The following is a 22,308-nucleotide window of genomic DNA, read 5'->3' as shown; positions in this document are numbered from 1 at the left end:
GAATTCAAGTTAAACCCGAGGCTAAAGCTTAATTCTAATGGTCAGGCCCATCTTGCCGAGGAACGAGGCCTTATCGACCGCCGCAGGCGTCGACCTTTCGCCTCCGCGACAGCGGAGCGCGATCCTTATCCGCCGGGAGGCGGATCCCTTTGCCGACCACAGGGAGGCATCCTTTCCGCCGGTAGGCGGATCCTTTTCCGCCGCCAGGCGGAATACTTTGTGTAACTTTGACACTAACACCACACACCCCAATGCCATGCGCGTAGATATCCAACAGTCCGACTACCATGCCGCCCTAGCTACCAGTGTTGTAATCTTTGGTTTCGACGGCCAGAATTTAAATGTGTTGTTAAGCGAAAAGCAAAACCCGCCTTTCCAAGGAGCGCACATACTACCCAGCGTAATTGTAAAGGCAAACCATGATGTGGAGCAAACCGCACGCGAACTCATCACAAAAATTACCGGAGTGAGTGATTGGTACCTCGAACAACTCAACGCCTTTGCGAAACTCTACCGCAATCCAGAAGGAAGGGTGGTGAACATCGCGTTCTATGGCTTGGCGAAGTTGGACAACAAGCTGAAGAATCATTTGAAGAAGTCGGGATATTCATGGCATGGAATGAACGACACTCCCCCGTTGGCGTATGATCACGACGATATTCTTGATTTCGCCAAGGAGCGATTAAAGCGACGAGTGAAGCGTCGCCCTATTGGATTCAGTCTACTGCCCAAAGAATTCACTCTAAACCAACTACAGGTGTTGTACGAATGTGCCCTGGGCAAATCGTTTGACAAACGGAATTTCAGACGTAAGATTCTATCCTCAGATATGCTTATTGATCTAGAAAAGAAGACGAGTCCAACTTCTGAAAACAAGAAGCCAGCGCAGCTGTACATGTTTGATGAGCCGAAGTACCGCAAGATGACGCTAAAGGGATATCCCTTTATCTTTTAAAGAAAAAAGCCGCGCCTCCATTTCCAGAAGGCGCGGCATCCGCCGTCTCTCTCTTCATCTCTCAGGTCTCCTCTCAACCAGCGGATCTAAAAAGCTCAAGTAATACTTTATCGATAACACCCTTCAATACCTGTTCGGCGACAGGTCCAGGTTGCATCATTGGCTCACCATGCTCGGGTATAAACAATACCGATGGAATGTTTACTATCCCAAATTCAATCGCGAGTTCCTCTTCTTCATCTACATTCACTTCGTAAAATTCAACCGCTCCATTATACTCTACGGCCAACTTCTGAAGTCGCTCGCGCATTTCGTTACATGGAGCACACCATTCTGCGGTGAAGTGAATAATTGCAGGCTTGTTTCCCTTGTAAACCCACTGACGCAGGTTCTCAAAATCATGAATCAATTCAAGGAACAATTGTTTGTCCAGTTTCGTAGGTTGCATAGCGGTAGTGATTGGTCTTCAACTACATAAAGCGATAAGCACGAAACATATCCGCAAAAAAAAATCCTCCCAGTATTTCTACTGAGAGGATTTTGGGTGGAAGACCGGGTTCGAACCGGCGACCTCTGGAACCACAATCCAGCGCTCTAACCAACTGAGCTACAACCACCATTTTGGGAGCGCAAATATAAAACAAAATGTACACGTACTTCCAAATCGATATCACAAAATAATTGAGCAATTCCAGTGTACCTTCGCCTTCAATATGGAGAAGCCTCAAATTAAGCACGTTCGCGGTGTAGCATTTATCACACTACTCAGTGTAATCGCACTCACACTGGGAAATTATGTGGGTGGATTGAGCCCGGTTGTTTGGGGATTAATCCTCGGGATGATAGGCGGAAATCTCGCGGTTCATCCGGATCTCGAGAATCTGAAGCCCGGTATTAAATTCGGTGAGAAAACAATTCTTGCCTATGCCATTATTCTCATGGGGATACCTACCGGCAAGAGCTTGAACTCTTCAGCTCCGTGGGATAGCGCTCTGATTGTCTTGTTGGTTATGGTAGTAACCATCTTCTCTGCCCTACTTCTCTATCGCCTCTTCAAATTGAATCGAGAGGATGGCCTCCTCATCGGTATAGGAAATGCCGTGTGTGGCGCATCTGCCATCGCCGCTATTTCCGGAATTACCAAGGCCGACGCAAAGTCTACCGGGATGGGAATCGCCGTAATAAACATACTCGGAATCATTGGTCTGTTCGCCGTGCCTCCCATTGTATTGGCATTGGATATGGATACTATTCCTGGCGCTTTGATGACCGGCGGAACGCTTCAAGCACTCGGACAGGCCGTTGCGGCGGGCGAGGCCGTGAATCCCGAAACTGGTCTATGGGCTACCACCATCAAGTTGTTCAGAGTATCCATGCTACTTCCAATCGCCATTGTTGTTGCGCTCTCCGTGGGACGCAAAAACGGCAATAAGCCGAGTTTGAAGCTGATTCCCACATTCTTATGGCTCTTTGTTCTTACCGCCGTTGTAGGCTACATCGAAGTTCTGCCCACAAACATCACCTCGGTTCTTCACGATATTGAGAAGTACCTTTTGACCATTGCCATGGTTGCAATAGGTTGGCAAATCCAATTCGGGAAGCTTAAAAATGAAGGGCCACGTCGACTCCTCTTCGGAACGCTTATCTTTATCATCCAACTCGTTGTGATGTATGGACTGATCAGTGTAATCCAACCGACTCTTGAAGCCTAATCCGAAAATTCTGCATCTCGCCAAATGGTATCCAAACGCACTGGATCCACAAAACGGCGTGTTTATTCAACAACAGATTCGAATTTGTAAGTCCTTCGCCCAACACGCTGTCCTGTACTGGGGCACCGATGAAGAGCATCATTGGACTTTCGACCGCGAAGAGGATATCCCGGTGATGAGAGCGTACTTCCCCAAGGGTAAGCGCATCCAAAACGTCAACAGGAAATGGGCCTCCATTCGGAAAATTATCGATGAAGCCTTTGCAGGCGAAAAGCCCGACTTGATTCACCTTCACATTGCCGACAACGACCAGTGGGTTATCGTTGAATATGCCGCAGCTCAGGGAATTCCATTCATTCTCACCGAACATTGGTCTGGCTATCTCGACGGACGATTCGACGCCAAAGGAGCCATCGCCAAGTCACTTTCTACAGCGCTTATCAAAAAGGCGAAAGCCGTAACGGCAGTAAGCGGATTCCTTGCAGATGCCATCATCCATACCACGGGACGTAAAGATGTCCATGTGATTTCAAATTCTGTGGATTTGGAAGGCATCGCCATGAGTACACCGAAGAACGATGCTTCCCATTTCGGAGTTCTGGCTGATTTAGACGATAAAATCAAGAATATCAGTGGAGTTTTGAAAGCCTTCAGAACCTTTTACGAAGAATCTCCAGGTTCGAAGCTTACGATTGTAGGAGGTGGAAAAGATGAAGAAAAGCTCAAGGGACTGGCCACCGAGTTCGGGCTACATGAATCCGTTCACTTTGCTGGGAGATTCGAGCATGCAGAGTCTCTCCGTCAATTATCGGCTGTCGATACGATGATTGTTAACAGCCGACGTGAAACCTTCTCCATAGTCTGCCTAGAAGCGGTAGCCCTGGGCAAGCACCTTATCTGCACGAAATGCGGTGGACCCGAAACCTTCATGCGCGATTCACTCGTACGCTGGACGAATGTAGATGACGATATTGATTTGCTGCACGCCATGCGCGAGGCAAAAGCAACACCCTACCCTTCCGCAGAACAAGTCATGTTGCAGATTGAACCTTTCCTACCAGAAGTTATCGCCTCGCAATGGCAGGAGTTGTATCGCGAAGTGATTAAATAAAGTCGGTGATTTCGTTTACCCCGATAGTGCGGTCAACGATAAACCCTTCGGCGTGATCTACTCCGATGATTCGGCCCCACTCTACCATTCGTCCCGTTATCGAATCGTGGAACTGTTTGGAGCTGATGACCGTTTTTGGTTCGTCAGAATTGGGGTCGTAAAACTGAGAAGCATGCGCGTGGATAGATTCCATCTTCTTCTCCACATACCCAGTTACATCTACACTAAAATCTGCTGGAAGATCTAGAAACTGAATGTAGTGGTACACCTTTTTTGGCCTCCATGCTTCCTGCTCCTCGCCATTTTCTTGCGTAGAAATCATTCTGAGCCCAGCGTAGAAGTTGCTTTCCACAACCAGTTCTGAAGCTCTACCGTGATCGGGGTGACGGTCCTTTGGTGCATTACAAATAACAACCTCTGGACGGTATTTTCGGATCATTCGAATGACCTCTCGTTGGTGCTCTTCGTCATTTTTGAAGAAGCCATCGCGGAATCCCAAATTCTCGCGAACATGAACACCCAAAACTGCTGCCGCATTCTGCGCTTCGACAAGGCGAATCTCAGGCGTACCGCGTGTACCGAGGTCGCCTTTTGTCAGGTCGACAATTCCAACCTTCTTACCACGGTCTACTGCCTTTGCGAGCGTGCCGCCAGCTCCGAGTTCAACATCGTCGGGATGCGCGCCAAATGCGAGAATATCAAGCTTCATGTCTTCGAATAAAAAAATTCCCAGCCGCAAAGGTGGGAATTCTTTTTAAAATAGATGTTCTAACATCGAGGATTACTCCCCTTTCGCGAATGAGGTAATCTTTTCGTCGAGTGGAGTTACACTAGAAGGATGGGATGCCACCCAATTGCCGTTTTCATCGATGAGAAACTTGTGGAAATTCCATTGAACGGTTGCATCGCTCACTCCATTCATATCTGATTGAGTAAGCCATTGATACACCTGGTGCATGTCGTCACCCTTCACTGAGATCTTGCTCATCATTGGAAAAGACACACCGTAGTTCTTGCTACAGAAGGATCTGATTTCGGCATCACTTCCAGGCTCTTGCCCGCCGAAGTTATTGGCTGGGAAACCAACAATGGTAAAGGATTCACCACCATACTCTTCGTACAACTCTTGAAGCTGCGCATACTGTGGCGTATAGCCACATTCACTTGCTGTGTTTACAATGAGGACACGTTTCCCTTTGAGTGATTCGAAATTGAAGGATTCGCCTTCGAGGTCAGTAACCTCAAAATCGTAAAAGCTCATAGTTGGAGTTTCTGGAGTTGATTCTGTGGTGGTATTCTCTGCAATCTGGGTCGATTGTTCACTTTGATTCGAGCATGCTACTGTAGCAGCAAGAAAGATGGGTACCAGGTATTTCATTGAATTGTTTTTACTGATAACCCCAAAGGTAGAAAATCGTTCACCTCAACATTCAGAATCGATAGCGCATACCAAACGACACTGGTATCTGAGCCTGACTCCATGCGGCCTTGCCGTATAGTGTGTTGGCTGTGGCATTCGTGCGATAAGAAGCTCTACCAAACAGGTCAAAATGATCCGTAATCCTGTATCCAACCTCGGCTCTAACAAGAAGATCCGTTCCAAATTCCGTGTAATTCGTTTGGAAAGATTCATTTGTGAAGAGGGTGGCACTGCGGAAGGTGAAAACCGGTCCAGCATGGATTCCCGTCGTAAAACGGCCAATATCCCATCGCTTACCAACTAATAGAGGAGCTGAGAGGCGGTATCCTGCCCAGCGGTAATTCGTTTGTGACGTAGTTGTCGTTTGAGAATACTGAAGGCGTTCATTCAACTCGTGGTTGATTACATTTCGAACCGTGGTATCCACCTGCCAATATCCCTGGTTGATTCCTTGAATAACCCATGTAGAATCAATGATGGTCACTTGTTGTGTATCTGCCTCATACCAATAGGCGGCACTGCGGTTCGTATCTAGGGAGAATGAGCTCGCACTATACGTCGCTGCCTCATCGTGATACATCACTCCGGAGCTTGCCGTCCACCCTTTCCAACTTGCCTCAACTTCGATTCCGTAGCCCAATGGCGCATTCCATTCGTAGCTTCTACCATTCTCGTTGGATTGCTCGCCGCCACCTAGGTCGTATGTTCCATAGGCAGCTAAAGAGAACTCAATTGCGTTTTCACTGCGCATGGAGCGAATCACTGGCGCTGCACTCGACGATTCTGGCTGTGCAGAATTGCTTTCCTCATTTGCAATTGCTGGTGTGCTGCTAGTTCCTTCATCCGGTGATTCATCCTCTGAAACCTCGGCGATAGATTCACTGCCTGTCTCGTTAGAAGATCCTTCTCTACCTTCACTTCCAACTGCATTCGAATTGCCTCCTGCTGAAGGGATTGTGGTATTTGACGACCCTGTATTTCCTCTATCTGACTGTGTTACAGGCGCCGAAGCCTCAGATGAAGTATTCATCTCGGTCCCAGAAACCATAGCAATACCTCCCACGGATGTACTACCATTGCTACCCGCTTCATCAGAGTTATTTGAATCAGACTCCGGTATATCGAAACTCGAGGATTGTGGTGCAGAAGTTGAGTTTTCCGCAACCGTAGACTCCTGCGAAACCTCGGGTGAAGTTTCAGTCACATCAGTCGGCACGACTTCCCTCAAGCCTTCAGTATTTTGAGTTGAAACGAGTGAAGTTGAGCTGCTATTCACAATGCTCGTATTCGATTCATCAAGATTACCTCCTGATGGATTATCTTCTTGGGTAGTGCCTTCTCCTATGTTCGCATCTGCAACAACTGACTCATCGGCTGGTGATGCTCCACGTGATGTTGAAGGGCTTGAAGGGCTTGAAGATGGTATCTGTGGTGTGAAAGCTTCTGAAGCCTGATCACTCGAAGTCGAACTCACATCTTCAATTTGAGGCTCCTCGTATACTTCGGCCGGAGCGTCATTTACGATGCTATTTTCGAGTGTCGGTACCATGTCGGATTCCTCCACAGGGAACATCACCCAAGTGGTCAAACCGATGAGGATAGCTGCCGCGGTAATCAGTCCGCCAATGCCGAGGTTTGTCTTATACCATGGCTTAGGTGCTGCTGCAAAGGAAGGATGTGCATTGAGCATTTCCTCCATGTTGGCCCAATCGGCCGAGGTTGCGCGATCATTGATTTGATCGAGCTTCCCTTTCATCCATGTGGCTAGGTTACTTCTCATCAAATCACGTCTTTAAGGTCATACCTGCGGATCAACATCTGGCGGAGGGTTTCGCGCGCCATGTGGAGTAATCGCTTGCTAGTTCTGACAGATATCTCGAGCATTTCGGCAATTTCCTCATGCTTATATCCTTCAAACTCAAACAAGTTGAACACCATCTTTTGTCTATCCGGAAGTTCATTCATTATCAAGTCTACCTCTTCAGAAGAGATAGTTTCGAGCACATCATTAGAGATAGAATCCTTGAAATCATCTCTAAAAGGGCGTTCCTCATCGCTGAGGAGAATTTGCTCGTTGTAGTTTCTATTCTTTCTCAACTCGTCGATACATGCACGTACGGCTACCGTCATCGCCCAAGGCAAAAATGGCTGCTCGACATCGTACTTATCTAGATTGAGAAGAATTTTGAGATAGCTCGCATTCGCGAGGGAGCGGGCGTCCTCGTCCTGACGACGATAACGTCTACACACTTTCATCAAAGCTGGAAAACACTGCTCATAAAGCGCAGCTTGAGCGCGTCGATTGTTTTTCAAACATTCGACCACCAACTCCTTGAATGTGTTTTTCTCCTTCATTCCGAGTGTGTAAGATAGCCCGTTAATATATACGCGCCATCCTACAATTATGGAGGATGTATTATCTGTTAATTTTAGCGCAGTATGCATTTTTTAACGACTATCCCAGACTCTGTTTCGATTCGCACGAGGTAGTAACCGGTCATTTCTGAGGAAACATCCAGTCGTACTGACGAATCATTTGGAGTCCATTTTTTCAACATTCGTCCATTGAGATCTACGAGTTCAACGGAGTTAATCTCTCTATCGGCTTCAATTTGAATCCATTCACCTGCTGGTTGAGGATAAATCCGAACCAGATCGGGAGTCAGCTCCTCCAAGCTGAAACCATTCGGATCTAAAACTCTGAGCAAGAATCCATTCTTGTAAATTATCTGTCCTGTGGAGTCCATTCCTAGTGTATCGACATGTGTATCTTCAAATACTAGAAACCCGTTCTTGTACATCGAATGTGTGAGGGATACTTGAAATGGACCACCGCTAGAATATTGGTGTGTCGGGAATTTTAAGTTCGATGTATTTCCATCTCCGAAGTTCCAGAAGAATGCTGAAGAATCTGCCCTGGATCCTGAAGTATCAATCGAAGTGTTCCACAGAACGACTTGACCACCAAAACTGTTAACTGTGTCTACAATAAACTCCGCGGTTCCAAATCCGGTATTTCCAACAGAAACCACAAGAGTATCTGATGCTATAACACACCCCTTATTTATCAACGTTGCATAGACGGGCGAACTATAAAAAGTTCGTGTGACTGAATCACTCGATGATGAATAATGGTTGCTGAAGTTCCATACATAAGAACCCGGTCTCCACTGCCCAGTACCATAATAGTGAAAAGTAAATGTATTGGGATTGTCCTGCGTCACTTGGGCATTGCCTACACAAGTATCCACACAAGGAAGTACAAGATTGGCATTGAGCGTGTCTTTCCCAGAGGTTGCATTATAGAATACGGTATCGGAAGTATAGAAATTACTCTGACAATCAACCGCCTTAACGACTATATAACCAATAGTGGTCATTGGCATTATGTCCATCGTTTTTTCTCCATTCACATCCGTCCAAGTGAACACTCCTTGGGTATGGTTTGTGTCGATTCCGATATCGTTAACTTGAACTGTATAATCTCCAATTGGGGCGCTATTAGGGTGTTCAAGCCGAATGCTCACGTGCACACTATCCTGCGCGCTTAGCGCAACGCCCAGTAAGAAGAATAAAGTGAGGATTATCGTTTTTTTCATAGGTCAATTTTTTGAGAGCGATTAAAGAGTCTGCATGATGTACGGGGTCTCTGTGTAGAAAGGGACAAAACCTCAGAAATATATTGCCATAGAGTGCTATGCTCTCATTCTGGCTTATCTTCGCAGCATGTGGAAAGAGGTTGTTGCACTCATTAAAAAGGACCTGACGCTAGACTTTCGTCAGCGATATGCGATTTTCGCCACTTTGCTCTACGTAGTGAGCACCACATACATTGCCTATCTTATTTTCAGGGACATTAATGATCGTCAGACCTGGGTAGCCCTCTACTGGATCATTACCATTTTCGCGGCAATAACCTCCTCTACCCGTTCTTTTTCGGCTGAATCTCAGCATAGGTTTTGGTACTACGCCCAGCTCGTTCGCCCTAATGCTGTGATACTTTCCAAACTGTTGTACAACGTTGTACAAATGCTGATCATCTCGCTTTTCACATTTGGATTGTTTAGGCTTCTCCTAGGCGACCCCATCGCAGATGATGGTCAGATGCTGCTTTTCGTACTACTCGGCGCCGTAGGATTCTCCACGACGCTCACATTAATGTCAGCCATAGCCTCAAAAACCAACAACAACACAACCCTAATGGCGATTTTGAGCATCCCGCTCCTCTTGCCATTAGCAGCAACGCTCATTGCGGGCTCTAAGAAGGCTGCATTGGGAACTCCTTTTGAAGAAAGCTTAAGTTTCTTTGGAGTGCTCTTGCTGCTGAATATCCTTACTGGGGTGTTGTCGGTGGTGTTGTATCCATATATGTGGAGGGAGTGATTGGTTCCGCCTAGGGGCGGAAAAGGATCCGCCTGCCGGCGGATAAGGATCGCGCTCCGCTGTCGCGGAGGCGAAAGATCGACGCCTGCGGCGGTCGAAAGGAATCGCTCCGCCCTTCGGCGGAGGATAAGGCGCCTGCCTTCGGCATGCGCAAGGCGTCCTTCGGCCGCAAGGATTGACGCCTCTGGCGGTCAATAAGGCCTCGTTCCTCGGCAAGATAGGCCTATCCATTCTACTTAAGCTATAGCCTCGGGCTCGACTTGAATCCAAGTACCACAGGGCTTCAGCGCGTGGTACGACCAAAGCTTGCTACAATTACCACAGGGCTTTAGCCCGTGGTGCCAAAAAGGCTTCTCCAACTACCACGTGGCTTTAGCCCGTGGTGCCTGAGCCAGTTGCATTGCCTTCTCTTTCGGGGATGAACTTCAAATGCCACGGGACTTCAGTCCGTGGCCCTTTGGACATAACTCTGCTGTCCAACCCTCGAACCCTCTAACCCTCTAAATCTCCAACTCCCGAATCAGCTTCGCCTCTCGGGATTCCTCCTTCCAGTCGGAACCTCCATTCATCCCATGAATCAAAAAAAAAAGAGAAGGCCTAAACCTCCTCTTCCTTGCAACCGCCCAGGTTGGAATCTTAGCCAGCGAACGATCTGGCAGTTCTCTGTAGATGATTGTAATCTCTGGGAATGAGATCACCTTCCAACCCAAGGTAATAGTAGTACGAAGCAGGGGGACGAAAAGGGGACACGAACACCGTTAATGTTCTCCGTTTGGAAAGTGAAAAAGGCAGATTTTGTGTACCTTTGGCCTGCAAAAATGTAGCGCTTTGGCAATCTCAAAACATTGGTGGAAAGGTCTGGGTATCGCCCTGATTTTCTACAGTCTATACGCCGGGCTCATGAACGATGTCCCTCGGCTACCGATCCTCAACGAGTCCATTCGGAATTTGTACTTCCACGTGTCTATGTGGTTTACCATGATTCCTCTCATGCTCATCTCCGTTATTTTCTCCGTCATGCATCTTTCGAATAGCTCGGCAAAGTCTGACATGAGAGCGACGGTTTTCGCAGAAACGGGTTTGTTTTTCTCTATCCTCGGATTAGTAACGGGCATGCTTTGGGCCAAATTCACTTGGGGAGACTACTTTCCACCCGATCCCAAATTGAACGGAACCGCCATTACCATGCTCATTTACGGGGCATATTTCATCCTTCGCGGATCACTAAAGAATCCCGATCAAAGAGGCCGAATTAGCGCTATCTACAACATCTTCGCATTCGTCCTCATGATTGTGTTCATCGGTATCCTACCGAGACTCACACAATCATTGCACCCAGGAAACGGAGGGAACCCGGGTTTTGGAACATACGATCTCGACAATAACATGCGCGCCGTTTTTTATCCTGCCGTAATCGGCTGGATTCTGTTCGGAGTATGGATTGCTCAAATCCGCTATCGCATTGGCATGCTTTCACAGTATAATGATTCAGAAGACATTACAAATGAAATACTTGACTAGTCTTTTTGCTCTTCTCTTGAGCTTTGTAACACTCGCTCAAGATGACGTTGAAATGGCCGACACCATGCGAAGCAACGGCAAAATCTACGTTGTTCTCGGTGTAGTGCTAATCATTTTCGTCGGTATTGTTGTTAACATGATTCGACTCGAACGCAAGTTGAACAGAATCGAAAAAGACCAGGCATGAAACAGTCGCACATCATCTTATTGATTGTTGTTGCAGTTTTGATCGGAGGTATCCTCTCTACGTTTGGCGATGCCAGCGTATACGTAAACTTCAAGCTGGCAGAAAACAACATGGGCGAAGAGTACACCGTAGTTGGAAGTCTAGATACCACAAGCGAAATTCATTTCACGCCAAAGACCACTATGCTTCGATTTACAGCAGTTGACGACAGTGGAATGTCTAGAACGGTTTACTACAACGAGCCGAAGCCTCAAGATTTTGAGCGAAGTGAGTCCATAACCATGACCGGATTCGCCACCGACACTGGATTCGTAGCTACTCGAATCCTCATGAAATGTCCATCTAAATACAACGATCAGAATCGAATGAATGGGAACGACAATTCCTACTCAGACGAAGCTCTCTAAAGCACCTATCTACCGTGGAATATATTGGTGAACACCTCTTTGCTGGAAACCTGGGACGATTTTTTGTAATCCTCAGCTTTACAGCCGCTCTCCTATCGGCCTTCTCTTACATCAAGTTTTGGGATCATGCCGACAGACCAGAATGGAAAAAGCTAGCAAGGGCATCATTCATCACCCACGGCCTAAGCGTTTTTGGCATCGTTGCCACGCTCTTCTACATGATGCTCAACCACTACTATGAGTATCATTATGTCTGGAGCCATACGTCCAACGACCTCCCTTTCAAGTACATGTTCTCCAGCTTCTGGGAAGGTCAGGAAGGTAGTTTCCTCCTTTGGATGTTCTGGCATGCCGTACTTGGTTTCTTCCTGATGTTCTCCGCTAAGAAATGGGAGTCGGGTACCATGCTCACCCTCGTGTTAGTGCAAGCTTTCTTGGCAACCATGATCATGGGAGTGTACCTGGGGGACTTTAAACTAGGTCAAAGTCCATTCGTCCTCATCCGTGAATTGCCAGAATATGTTGGCCTACCGTGGACAAAAGAGGCGAACTACCTCAATGTTATTCCAGCTTTTGCGGACGGAGAAGGGTTGAACCCACTCCTCAAAAACTATTGGATGACGATCCACCCGCCTACGCTTTTCTTAGGTTTTGCCTCAACGGTAATTCCATTCGCGTTTGCCATAGCGGGTCTACTTAAAAACAACCACAAAGAGTGGGTAAAGCCTGCCATTCCATGGGCATTCTTCTCAGTGGGAATTCTTGGAATTGGAATCTTGATGGGCGGTGCATGGGCCTACGAAGCACTTAGCTTTGGTGGTTTCTGGGCCTGGGACCCAGTCGAGAATGCTTCACTCGTACCGTGGCTCATCATGGTCGGTGCCGCACACGTGCTCCTCATTCAAAGGAACCGAGGTGGATCAATTCACACAGCGTACATCCTGACGTTACTGGCTTTCATCCTTATCCTCTACTCTACCTTCTTGACGAGAAGTGGAATCCTCGGAGATTCATCTGTACACAGTTTCGTGGACCTTGGTTTATCAGGGCAACTACTCGTTTACCTGCTCTCCTTTGTTGTGATTGCCTTCGGATTGTACTTTTTCCGATTTGGCAGTATCAAATCCGAATCAAAAGAAGACCACCTGTCTTCGCGAGAGTTCTGGATGTTTATTGGATCACTCGTACTCCTGTTGTCAGGTCTTCAAATCACCATCAGCACCTCCATGCCGGTTTGGGACGCCTTGTTTGGACCAGAAGGATGGATTCCAATCGCCGATGGTAAACTTGCTCCTCCTACCGATGCCATAGCACATTACAACCGCTGGCAACTGCCCTTCGCCATTGTGATTACTCTTTTGATTGCCTTCGGACAATTACTCAACTACCGCAATACCGCGGGTGCCATTTTCCGCAAGCGAATTTTGTTCTCCATTGGTTTGTCGATTGTATTCACCACCATTACTGTGATTCGCATGAATTGGGAGAATCCAATTTACATCCTCCTCATGTTTGTCTCGTTCTGGGCAATCATGTCGAACCTTGATTTCTGGCTGAGAATTGGAAAGCGTGCAAAGACAATCACGGGTTCATCTGTGGCTCACGTTGGATTTGGCCTCATCATGCTCGGAACGCTTATTTCTCAAGGGAAACAGCACATCATTTCGCAAAACGATAAGTTTATTGCTGAGGATTTCGATGTGAACGAAAACCTTGTTCTCGATCGCGGCGATACGCTCAACATGGCGGGGTATCGCGTGCAATGGTTCGACGAATACCGCGAGGGGGAAAATGTGTACTTCCCGCTTCGATTCTGGGAGCCAGGGGCCAGCGAAGTTTCCTTCATTCTAGAGCCTTTTGTACAGGAGAATGAAACTATGGGACAAGTAGTAGAGCCGTCTACAAAGCACTATCTCGATAAAGATATTTACACCCACCTCACGTATTACGACCCACGTGACTCCACAGAGCGGTACTCCGAATGGCAGCGCGAAGTGGAAGTGAATGCTACTCGTGGAATGGAGGAACTCCTCTACCGCAAGTACATGATGCGCATTGATTCGGTTATCATCTACCGAATCGACACCCTAGATCGTCAGATTAATGGTGCCAAGTTTGGTGTTCAGGTTGAAATCACCACCATGAACAACGAACAGTTCACGGCCATTCCAACGTATGAACTCACTCCGCAAGGCGAAGTAAAACTCGATGCTGAAATTGAGGAACTTGGATTGAGATTCCGTTTTGAACAACCCAATGCAGCAGCTGAAGGGATCACACTCAAGATTTGGGAGCGCGCGAGTGAAGTGGAAGACTTCATCATCATCAAATCCATTGTATTCCCATATATCAACCTACTTTGGCTAGGATGTATCACTATGGGAATCGGTTCGTTTATAGCCGTATACACAAGGGTTCGTCAGAAATAGACGCATAGGTTAGCACCTGTAGCAGCCTCTTTCATTGAAACGCTAATCCTATATTCGTAGAATGGTAAGCATCATCGGATCTGGAAATGCAGCTTGGGTATTGGGAACAGCCTTGAAAAAGGCGGGAATGACCGTTGATTATGTTGCCGCGCGAAATGAAGATGAAGGTCGAGAACTAGCCAATGCACTGGGTTCACAGTATATTCCGCTTTCCAATGTTGACACCATTTCATCCGGCATTGTGCTGTTAGGTGTTCGCGACGATGCCATAGAAAAAGTACTCGAAGACTGTCCTTTCAATAAGAGTGTCCTGATTGCACACGTGAGCGGACCTGCCTCTATCCAAACGCTTAACGCTCATTCTGGCCCCAAGGGAGTATTCTACCCTCTTCAATCCATGAAAAAAGGATTAGAAACAGATTTCACCAAAGTACCCATGTTGATTGAAGGCACTAGCGATGATGCGGTAGAGTCACTAAAAAATCTCGCCTCGAAAATAAGCCACGACGTGAGGGAACTTGATAGTCAGCAGCGCTTGGCACTTCACGCAGCTGCAGTCTGGGCGAACAACTTCGTGAATCATATCAATACTGAAACACAGCGCATTACGGAGAAGTATAATCTCCCGTACGACTTGCTAGTTCCTCTTATCAAAAAAACAGCCGACCTTGCGCTCGAATCGAAGTCGAAAAGTCATCAAACAGGCCCAGCCATGCGTAATGATGCATCGACCATGGACAAGCATCTGAGCTTAATGGATGAGGAACAAGCCACGCTCTACAAAGTACTGAGCAAAAGCATTCAAAATAGAAATGAAACAGAACTATAAGGAACTTCTCAATCATGTAACCACATTCGTTTTTGATGTGGATGGTGTACTCACGGATGGAAGCGTTTTGCTGATTCCTGGAGAGCAACCGTACCGCGCTTTCAACAGCAAGGATGGATATGCACTTCAACTCGCCATGAGGAAGGAATACCGAATAGCCATCATCACCGGCGGAAGAAGCGAAGCCGTTCGTGAACGCATGCAAGGGTTGGGCGTGAAAGACATTTGGATGGGCGCATCTGACAAGAAGGAGGCCATGGAAGAATTGTTCTTGATGTACGACCTAAAGCGTGAGGAAGTTCTCTACATGGGGGATGACATCCCAGATTTTGAAGTGCTACAAATGGCCGGAGTGGCTTGTACTCCTGCCGATGGAGCTCCTGAAATCAAAGCAATTTGCGATTATGTTTCTCAAAAAGCGGGTGGCAAGGGCTGTGTACGAGATATCATTGAACAAACGTTGAAGGTTCAAGACAACTGGATGAAAGACGGCGATCACACATGGTAACAGCTTGGTGGAAACTTATACGCGGCAGCAATGTACTCTTTGTCATTGCCATCCCTCTCATCCTGTACTTCGGGTTCTTGGATGTGTACAGAGACTACGTTTCTGGCATCGCCGAAGTGAAGGGAATCGAGTCGTCATATGTGCTCGCCCTTGATACCGTTCAGGTAATCATTCTCGCGCTTTCTCTCGGTCTAGTTGCGGCTGCAGGGTATATCATCAACGATGTATATGACCAGCAGGCTGATGAAATCAACAAGCCCGAAAGGAGAACCGTAGGCGTGAAAATCTCCGAAAAGCTGGCCATGCGCGCCTTCTACACGCTTGCCATACTGGGACTTGCCGCAGGCGCTTACGTGAGTTACGCCATAGATCATCTCAACTATATCTATCTACACGGACTGAGCCTTGCCGTTTTATGGCTTTACGCGATAGATTTCAAAGCTCGCTACCTCATCGGAAACTTGCTCATTTCATTATTAGCAGGTTTGAACGTTTGGGCAGTTGGCATGTTCGCCTTGCTACCAACTGCACTGCGCTTAAATGAATACGACATTGCCGTTCCTGTTGTAGACCATCCTATTTCTCAGCATTTTATATTGATATCTGTTCTTGCTGGCTTCGCCTTTATCAGTACCCTCTTGCGTGAACTGGTGAAGGATATGGAGGATATTGAAGGGGATAAACGCGTCGGGTACAAAACCGTTGCTACTCGCAGTACGGTGATGATGGCAAAGGTGATTATCGCGGTTGTGGCCGCTTTAGAAATCCTAGGATTGAGCTGGGTCATTTCTCAGTGGTCGGAAGATAAAACCGCCTTGTTCTACATCCTCGTATTCTTGGTCATTCCGCTTCTGGCCTTCCTATTCTACCTCCCGAAAGTGCACAAGAAGGAGCAATGGGGAATGATATCTACCGGGATGAAAATCCAGATGTTCATGGGCTTGCTCACACCCGTTGTCTTACTTCTCTTAGCCGCCTAAGTATGACCTCCTTAAAACTCATACTCGGATCTGGTTCACCTCGCAGAAGACAATTGCTGACCGATATGGGATTGCAGTTTGACATTCGCGTTAGTGATGCAGATGAAAGTGCACCCGCTACCCTTTCGCCGGCAGAAACCGTAGAATGGGTAGCGAAATCAAAAGCTAATGCGCTGAGAAATTCACTTGCTGAAGGGGAATTATTGCTCACTGCAGATACCGAAGTTTGGCAGGATAACCATCGTTTTGGAAAGCCAAAAAATGCCCGCGCTGCGCGTGAAATGCTGGAGAAACTCTCAGGTAAATCCCATCAAGTTATCAGTGGGTTTTGCTTGGCAGACAAAGATCACATCCGTACATATCACGTCATTACCAATCTAAGGTTCAAGGAATTGAGTGAAGACGAGATCTCATTCTACATCAACACATTTGAGCCGTTTGATAAAGCCGGGGCCTATGGGATTCAAGAATGGATAGGCATGATAGGCATCGAACAGATGGAAGGCTCGTATTACAACGTGGTAGGTCTGCCAACTAAAGAAGTTTGGGAAGCCCTTCGTGCTTGGCCTAACGAGGCTTAGCATCATTTACTATCTTGGCGGTAAATCTCACACAATAGTATGGTCGCCGCAAAACGCCCTTCCTTGGGAATGGCTCTAACGCCCGTTATTTTTCTGATTGTAGCGTTAGGCTTCAATGTTTTCATTTATTCAAACGTTCATCCTGACAACCCGGATGACCCACTAGCTGGTAGTAACCAAATCATCTTGATTATTTCGGGTCTGCTTGCTGGAATCATGGCCATACGATTTGGTAAAAATTGGCAGGACGTTTTTGAGGGTGTTGCGAAGAGCATCATGGAAACTTCGAAAGCGATTCTAATCCTCCTTGCCATTGGCGCATTGGCAGGAGGGTGGCTGATTTCAGGTGTGATTCCCGCATTCATCCATTATGGGGTTCAGATCATGGACGCCTCCTATTTTTTACCGGCTACGATTATCGTTTCAGCATTGATTTCAATGGGAACGGGAAGTAGTTGGAACACCACAGCGACAATTGGCTTGGCCCTGATGGGTATTGGGTCTGCCTTAGGCTTCGCTCCGCCCGTAACAGCGGGTGCTGTGATTAGCGGTGCGTATTTTGGCGATAAAATGTCACCACTCAGTGACACTACAAACCTCGCTCCGGCGATGGCTGGAACGGATTTGTTTACTCACATTCGGTATATGACCATCACGACGGTACCAAGCATCCTTATCACCATCGTGGTATTCACACTCATCGGAGTCTTCGGAGAAGTGAATGAATCTACTCAAAACCCGCAGGCCATCTCAGATGTAATTCTTGAGAATTTCCACATCACACCATGGTTGATGCTGGTCCCTGCCACCACAATTGCGCTCATACTCTTTAAAGTTGATGCAGTGATTGCCATACTTGTTGGTGCCATTTCTGGTGGCATCTTCGCCTTGATATTTCAACCCGAAATTGTGGCATCTGTAGCTGGAGTGAGTGAACTTGACTTCAGATCAGGTTACTTGGGCGTCATGAAAGGCCTTACTGAAGGTGCTGATTTAGGATCTGGCGAAAGTCAACTTGACGACCTTCTTTCTACCAGTGGTATGGCCGGGATGATGAACACGATTTGGCTCATTATTTCTGCCATGTTCTTTGGTGGGGCTATGCAATCGGCTGGGTTCCTTCGACGAATTTCTCAGGCGATCGTGTCGCTTGCAAAAAGTGCAGCTGGACTTATTTCTGCGACGGTTGGAACAGGATTATTCTTGAATCTGACGGCGTCCGACCAATACCTTGCTATTGTGATTCCAGGCAAGATGTACCGCGACATCTACAAGGAGCGAGGGCTTGCACCGGAGAATCTTTCAAGATCTCTAGAAGATAGCGGTACCGTAACCAGTGCGCTTATTCCATGGAATACATGCGGAGCTTATCAGAGTAGTGTACTTGGTGTCGCTACGGGTGAATACTTCATCTACGCCATGTTCAACTGGCTTAGTCCGTTGATGAGCATCGCTTTTGCCCTCTTTGGAATCAAAATTAGAAAGCTGGCTAAAACCAGTCCTTCTTCCGAAAGTACCGAATCATCACCAGAGTGATTGCAAGCATAATTGCCCAAAAGAGCGGGTAGCTATACTTCCATTCCAGTTCAGGCATATACTCGAAGTTCATTCCGTAAATACCTGCAACAAAGGTGAGGGGAATGAAAATCGTGGCGATGACCGTCAGGACTTTCATCGTATCGTTGTTCTTCTGCGAAAGTTGCGACATGTACAGATTCTCGACCGATTCGATCATTTGACGGTAGTATTCCACCGAGTCAATCACCTCAAGTGCACTGTCGCTCAAATCGCTGTAGAACTTGAGCCAGTCTTCACTAATGAATTGGATATCACCTTTGTTGAGCAGTCCAACAGCATCTTTAAGTGGGTTGACCGATTTGCGCAATAGCGCCAACGATCTTTTGAGATGATCCGTTCTTACAAGGGTATCTTCGGCTGGACGAGTAGCCACTTCTTCTTGAAGATCTTCAATGACATTCTCGAAGTTCTCCAAAAGCACGAAGTACTCATCGATTACGGCATCTAGCAATAAGAACAAGAGATAATCGGCGGTTCTCATTCGAACGAGCCCGATTTTGTTTCTCAATCGCTCACGAATACTTTCGAAGATATCTGCTGGTTTCTCTTGAAGCGAGATAACCGTGTTGTTGGTTAGGATGAAGCTAATTTGCTCGATTTCAAATTCAACGCCATCGATGTCAGCCAAACTCTTGAGAGTGAAGAACAAGCAGTTTGGAAACTCCTCTACTTTCGGACGCTGAGTTGTATCCAGCATATCCTCCAGAATGAGTTTATCGATGGAGTAATATCCACCGACGCGCTGTATCAAATCGACATCATGAATGCCGTGGAGATTGATCCAATGAACGTGCTTGTCATTGATCATATCGCCCATGTGTTGTGTCAGATCGAGTTCTTGATTCTCCTCGAAATCGTCTGTATCATACCGAATTAATTGGGCCTTGACCTTCTCGACACGCTTTTCACCAACGTAAATGAGACTACCTGGTGCGGTGCCGATTTTGACACTTCTTTTACCGCGTTTATTGCGCTTTCTTTTGGAGTTTGGCTTCTTCATCAGATTCAAGATACTTAAAGCTGTTGTCGATTCAATATGGAATGTCTAACTTTTATTCATGGCAGAAGAAAAAGTAAAGACGTATTCCAACGGTGAAGTTACCGTAGAATGGAGAGCTCATCTGTGTATTCATTCAGAAAATTGTTGGCGTGGATTGCCCGAGGTGTTCAAGCCAAAGGATCGTCCGTGGATACAGGTCGAAGGTGTTGATTCAGATAAAATCGTCAATCAGGTTCACAAATGTCCATCTGGCGCCCTGCGTATGGCGGGAGAAGAGGTGACGAAGAGTGAATCCAATGGCAGTGTTATCGCAAAAAAGCATCCAGCAGAAGTTGAGCTAGAAGGAGGAAAACCGTATTTGTGGTGTGCGTGTGGACGATCAGGGGAGCAGCCGTTCTGTGACAATACGCATCAAAAAACGGATGTAAAGCCTGTTGTCATCAAGAATGAGAAGCCTGAAAAGGCATGGCTATGTCAGTGTAAACAAACTTCAAATCCGCCGTATTGCGACGGCACGCATAACCGTTTATGAACTGATAGCCTCGTAGCCGCCGTAGAAAATGGCGAGCCAAATGAGGCCTTTGATGAGGAAGAAAAGAAAGAGGCTAATGGCCGCGACAGGTCCGAGCTCCTTGGCTAGCCCTTTCCAACCGGCGCGCTTATACACCGATTTGTATTGTGCGAGTTTGCTTCTCAATCCCATGTTTCAAAGATACACTGGAACGACTAGATAAAAGAAAAGCGCGAGAATTACTTCCCGCGCTTTGTTTTTGAAAGATACCGCTCATAAGCCGGATTCTGTTATTGCCGAAACAATCCACGTCATTTATCTAGGCCTCATGTCACCATGAGGCTCTATCTGCCTACCCCCCGACATTGAGCGAGCAGCTCTTATCCGTCTTGCGACGGCGCATCGGTATACGCGACATTTCAACCCACGAGGTTTACCTGGCTATGAATGTTGCCATCCATACCGGTGGGCTCTTACCCCACCCTTTCACCCTTACCTCAACGCGAAGTTGAGGCGGTCTACTCTCTGCTGCACTTGCTGTCTCCCGGAACCGGGATCCTTCCTGTTAGGAAGCGTGGTGCTCTGTGTTGTCCGGACTTTCCTCTCGTCGGCCTTAGCCAACCAGCGACATGGTCCGCGGTAAATCTTCAAAGAACTCGAGCTAACGAAAGACTACTTCCGTCGCTCCTTTTCCATACTTCTGAAGCGAAGCGTCGTAATACTCCACCTTTTCTATTCCTTCTAGCATCTCGAGAAGCTTCTCTTTAAGGACACCCTTGCCTACTCCATGAATCAAAATGACCTTTTTGTAGTGTCCCGAGCGTGCCTTGTCGACTTGGTGACGTGCAACCGTCAACTGATGCATGAGCTTCTCGTGATCCGACAAGTGAGAGTCAAATTCCAGAAGTTCATGAATGTGCAAATCTACTTCAAGAATTGCACTCTGCTTTTTCGGTTTGACATTATGTGTTCTAACACGTCGATCTTTATTCTCTGCTTCGGATTCTTCAAGTTGCTTCATGACATCTGAATCCATCAAGACAAGTAACTGTTTGGGGAACCATCTTTCGAACCCATCCTCATCTTCAACTAGATACCCTTTATCGCCCTCGCCAACGATGATACCGCCTCCAGGCTCATTCAGATAGCCAACTTTAGCACCAATCTCCCAATAGGCGGTTGAGCTTTCACTCTTTTCGGGCTTAACCTCTGGAACTACGTAAACATCCTCGGGCATTATCTCGCGTTGATCGACCCAAAGCTCTCGCCCGTCGTCGCACGCCACGAGAATTCTGCCTCGGTCGATCTCCAAAATTGTACCTCCACCGATATCGTCCAGAAATTGAAACCTATCGCCTATTTCCATGGGGGCAAAAGTAGGGGTTTTGGGGGATGGACATATAGTCCTTTGGACTTATGGACCGTCATACTTATGGACTTATGGACTGTTGGACTTTTAGAGTATTGGACTGAAGGAAGTCTGTCCGTAAAACTACAGGCATTGGGAATCAGGCGCTAGGCGGCAGGCGTTATCATTAGGCGATGGGCTTGAGGTAGAAAAGCAGTGGCTTGGGCATTGGTCGATAGAATTATGGCTGTGACATCTGGGGAAGCTGCGGGATATAGCTGAAGAAAAGCATCAATTAATTGCGCCATCATACATCCAACAAGCGCGTAACTTTAGTATGTGCTTCTAGAAATTTTAGGTGGAGGTTGAGGCTGGAAGGCGGAATCCAGAGAGGGAGAGTCAAGACGGGGAATGTAAGCTGGCCAAGTGCCGGAAGGATATTGACCAAGGGAGCCGTTCAGAGGGGCGTTCAGGGGTCCATACAGGGGAGTCCGTTCGGGGGGTTCCCACCCCGCCCCTCGTGGTGAAGTTCGGAAGAGTTCCAGACTTAATGCCATTTCTCATGGGGACAAATCGTTGACAACGGCTCTTTCGCGGTGGACAAACCGTGGACAGACACAATTGGTTAATATCTATCCGTTTGTAAACGTTTATTGCACGACTAAAGGCCAACGAAATCGTAGCTTGAGACCGGGGCGGGGCTGTTGGCCCCCTATTCCACCTCGTACAGAAGCCCACGCCATTCTCTCCCCTGCCGTCTCTGAATCCAACAAGATAGGTCCAGAGGCCCACTAGTCCAGAGGTCTATCAGTCCATAAGTCTGACAGTCCATGAGACCATGAGTCAAT

The 22,308-nt window shown here is 47.2% G+C and carries 23 protein-coding genes, 1 tRNA gene and 1 other RNA gene; 14 read left to right on the top strand and 11 right to left on the bottom strand.

Going from position 1 to position 22,308, the window contains the following annotated elements:
• The first annotated feature begins 256 nt into the window (after window positions 1-256).
• A complete protein-coding gene (locus tag F8C67_RS13525) occupies window positions 257-955 on the top strand; it encodes an NUDIX hydrolase (protein ID WP_151668396.1) in 699 nt (232 codons plus the stop codon).
• Window positions 956-1,028: 73 nt separating this feature from the next.
• Here F8C67_RS13525 and F8C67_RS13520 read toward each other — a convergent pair whose 3' ends face one another.
• Both F8C67_RS13520 and F8C67_RS13515 read right to left on the bottom strand, forming a co-directional pair.
• The gene (locus F8C67_RS13520) at window positions 1,029-1,403 is read right to left on the bottom strand and encodes a thioredoxin family protein (protein ID WP_151668395.1); all 375 of its coding nucleotides are present in this window, start codon (window positions 1,401-1,403) and stop codon (window positions 1,029-1,031) included.
• Between the two features lie 94 nt (window positions 1,404-1,497).
• Window positions 1,498-1,573 (bottom strand) — tRNA-His (locus tag F8C67_RS13515).
• A gap of 95 nt (window positions 1,574-1,668) precedes the next feature.
• Between F8C67_RS13515 and F8C67_RS13510 the strand changes: the two genes are divergently transcribed.
• The gene (locus tag F8C67_RS13510; RefSeq protein ID WP_151668394.1) at window positions 1,669-2,667 is read left to right on the top strand and encodes a YeiH family protein; all 999 of its coding nucleotides are present in this window, start codon (window positions 1,669-1,671) and stop codon (window positions 2,665-2,667) included.
• Window positions 2,657-3,778, top strand: coding sequence for a glycosyltransferase (locus F8C67_RS13505; protein WP_151668393.1), 1,122 nt, complete (start codon window positions 2,657-2,659; stop codon window positions 3,776-3,778). The genes F8C67_RS13510 and F8C67_RS13505 overlap by 11 nt, the downstream gene beginning before the upstream one ends.
• Here F8C67_RS13505 and bshB1 read toward each other — a convergent pair.
• The 5 genes from bshB1 to F8C67_RS13480 all read right to left on the bottom strand — a co-directional run bounded on the left by bshB1 (window position 3,771) and on the right by F8C67_RS13480 (window position 8,797).
• A complete protein-coding gene (bshB1, locus tag F8C67_RS13500; RefSeq protein WP_151668392.1) occupies window positions 3,771-4,487 on the bottom strand; it encodes a bacillithiol biosynthesis deacetylase BshB1 in 717 nt (238 codons plus the stop codon). The genes F8C67_RS13505 and bshB1 overlap by 8 nt on opposite strands.
• Window positions 4,488-4,559: 72 nt before the next feature.
• Complete coding sequence (locus F8C67_RS13495) at window positions 4,560-5,156, bottom strand: glutathione peroxidase (protein WP_151668391.1); 597 nt, start codon at window positions 5,154-5,156, stop codon at window positions 4,560-4,562.
• A gap of 52 nt (window positions 5,157-5,208) precedes the next feature.
• On the bottom strand, window positions 5,209-6,978 hold the full coding sequence (locus F8C67_RS13490; protein ID WP_151668390.1) for a hypothetical protein: 1,770 nt from the start codon (window positions 6,976-6,978) through the stop codon (window positions 5,209-5,211).
• Window positions 6,978-7,553 (bottom strand): RNA polymerase sigma factor, encoded by a 576-nt coding sequence (locus F8C67_RS13485; protein WP_170266473.1) that lies wholly within the window; start codon window positions 7,551-7,553, stop codon window positions 6,978-6,980. Before F8C67_RS13485 ends, F8C67_RS13490 begins: the two co-directional genes overlap by 1 nt.
• Before the next feature lie 74 nt (window positions 7,554-7,627).
• Window positions 7,628-8,797: a PKD domain-containing protein gene (locus F8C67_RS13480; RefSeq protein ID WP_151668388.1), complete on the bottom strand. Its 1,170-nt coding sequence runs from the start codon at window positions 8,795-8,797 to the stop codon at window positions 7,628-7,630.
• Between the two features lie 127 nt (window positions 8,798-8,924).
• On the opposite strand from F8C67_RS13480, the gene F8C67_RS13475 reads away from it, so the two are divergent.
• The 10 genes from F8C67_RS13475 (at window position 8,925) to F8C67_RS13430 (ending at window position 18,559) form a co-directional block, all read left to right on the top strand.
• Window positions 8,925-9,581 (top strand): heme exporter protein CcmB, encoded by a 657-nt coding sequence (locus F8C67_RS13475; protein WP_151668387.1) that lies wholly within the window; start codon window positions 8,925-8,927, stop codon window positions 9,579-9,581.
• Between the two features lie 828 nt (window positions 9,582-10,409).
• Complete coding sequence (gene ccsA, locus F8C67_RS13470; RefSeq protein WP_223277570.1) at window positions 10,410-11,102, top strand: cytochrome c biogenesis protein CcsA; 693 nt, start codon at window positions 10,410-10,412, stop codon at window positions 11,100-11,102.
• Window positions 11,086-11,289 carry a CcmD family protein gene (locus F8C67_RS13465; protein ID WP_151668386.1) on the top strand — a complete coding sequence of 68 codons (204 nt, stop codon included), beginning with the start codon at window positions 11,086-11,088 and terminating at the stop codon, window positions 11,287-11,289. The genes ccsA (F8C67_RS13470) and F8C67_RS13465 overlap by 17 nt, the downstream gene beginning before the upstream one ends.
• Window positions 11,286-11,696, top strand: a complete 411-nt coding sequence (locus F8C67_RS13460) for a cytochrome c maturation protein CcmE domain-containing protein (RefSeq protein ID WP_151668385.1) — start codon at window positions 11,286-11,288, stop codon at window positions 11,694-11,696. The genes F8C67_RS13465 and F8C67_RS13460 overlap by 4 nt, the downstream gene beginning before the upstream one ends.
• Before the next feature lie 14 nt (window positions 11,697-11,710).
• On the top strand, window positions 11,711-14,125 hold the full coding sequence (ccsA, locus tag F8C67_RS13455; protein WP_151668384.1) for a cytochrome c biogenesis protein CcsA: 2,415 nt from the start codon (window positions 11,711-11,713) through the stop codon (window positions 14,123-14,125).
• Window positions 14,126-14,186: 61 nt separating this feature from the next.
• Window positions 14,187-14,954: a Rossmann-like and DUF2520 domain-containing protein gene (locus tag F8C67_RS13450; protein WP_151668383.1), complete on the top strand. Its 768-nt coding sequence runs from the start codon at window positions 14,187-14,189 to the stop codon at window positions 14,952-14,954.
• Window positions 14,938-15,462: a KdsC family phosphatase gene (locus F8C67_RS13445; protein ID WP_151668382.1), complete on the top strand. Its 525-nt coding sequence runs from the start codon at window positions 14,938-14,940 to the stop codon at window positions 15,460-15,462. Before F8C67_RS13450 ends, F8C67_RS13445 begins: the two co-directional genes overlap by 17 nt.
• Window positions 15,456-16,442 carry a geranylgeranylglycerol-phosphate geranylgeranyltransferase gene (locus tag F8C67_RS13440; RefSeq protein WP_151668381.1) on the top strand — a complete coding sequence of 329 codons (987 nt, stop codon included), beginning with the start codon at window positions 15,456-15,458 and terminating at the stop codon, window positions 16,440-16,442. Before F8C67_RS13445 ends, F8C67_RS13440 begins: the two co-directional genes overlap by 7 nt.
• Window positions 16,443-16,444: 2 nt before the next feature.
• Window positions 16,445-17,023, top strand: coding sequence for a Maf family nucleotide pyrophosphatase (locus tag F8C67_RS13435; RefSeq protein ID WP_151668380.1), 579 nt, complete (start codon window positions 16,445-16,447; stop codon window positions 17,021-17,023).
• Window positions 17,024-17,092: 69 nt separating this feature from the next.
• The gene (locus F8C67_RS13430; RefSeq protein WP_223277569.1) at window positions 17,093-18,559 is read left to right on the top strand and encodes a Na+/H+ antiporter NhaC family protein; all 1,467 of its coding nucleotides are present in this window, start codon (window positions 17,093-17,095) and stop codon (window positions 18,557-18,559) included.
• On the opposite strand, the gene corA is transcribed toward F8C67_RS13430, so the two are convergent.
• Window positions 18,513-19,601 (bottom strand): magnesium/cobalt transporter CorA, encoded by a 1,089-nt coding sequence (gene corA, locus F8C67_RS13425; RefSeq protein ID WP_151668378.1) that lies wholly within the window; start codon window positions 19,599-19,601, stop codon window positions 18,513-18,515. The genes F8C67_RS13430 and corA overlap by 47 nt on opposite strands.
• Window positions 19,602-19,659: 58 nt before the next feature.
• Between corA and F8C67_RS13420 the strand changes: the two genes are divergently transcribed.
• Window positions 19,660-20,133, top strand: a complete 474-nt coding sequence (locus tag F8C67_RS13420; RefSeq protein ID WP_151668377.1) for a (4Fe-4S)-binding protein — start codon at window positions 19,660-19,662, stop codon at window positions 20,131-20,133.
• Here the strand turns inward: F8C67_RS13420 and F8C67_RS14350 are convergent.
• From F8C67_RS14350 to F8C67_RS13410, 3 genes are all read right to left on the bottom strand, one after another.
• Complete coding sequence (locus F8C67_RS14350) at window positions 20,128-20,304, bottom strand: hypothetical protein (protein WP_170266472.1); 177 nt, start codon at window positions 20,302-20,304, stop codon at window positions 20,128-20,130. The genes F8C67_RS13420 and F8C67_RS14350 overlap by 6 nt on opposite strands.
• Before the next feature lie 68 nt (window positions 20,305-20,372).
• An RNA gene (rnpB, locus tag F8C67_RS13415) (RNase P RNA component class A) lies at window positions 20,373-20,757 on the bottom strand.
• A 16-nt stretch (window positions 20,758-20,773) separates the two neighbouring features.
• Complete coding sequence (locus F8C67_RS13410) at window positions 20,774-21,478, bottom strand: Smr/MutS family protein (protein WP_151668376.1); 705 nt, start codon at window positions 21,476-21,478, stop codon at window positions 20,774-20,776.
• Window positions 21,479-22,308: the final 830 nt, after the last annotated feature.

This window comes from Phaeocystidibacter luteus, assembly GCF_008933115.1.
Taxonomy (GTDB): Bacteria; Bacteroidota; Bacteroidia; order Flavobacteriales; family Schleiferiaceae; genus Phaeocystidibacter; species Phaeocystidibacter luteus.
Note: the sequence above shows the minus strand (reverse complement) of the source record. Positions and strands in the feature narration are given on the sequence as shown.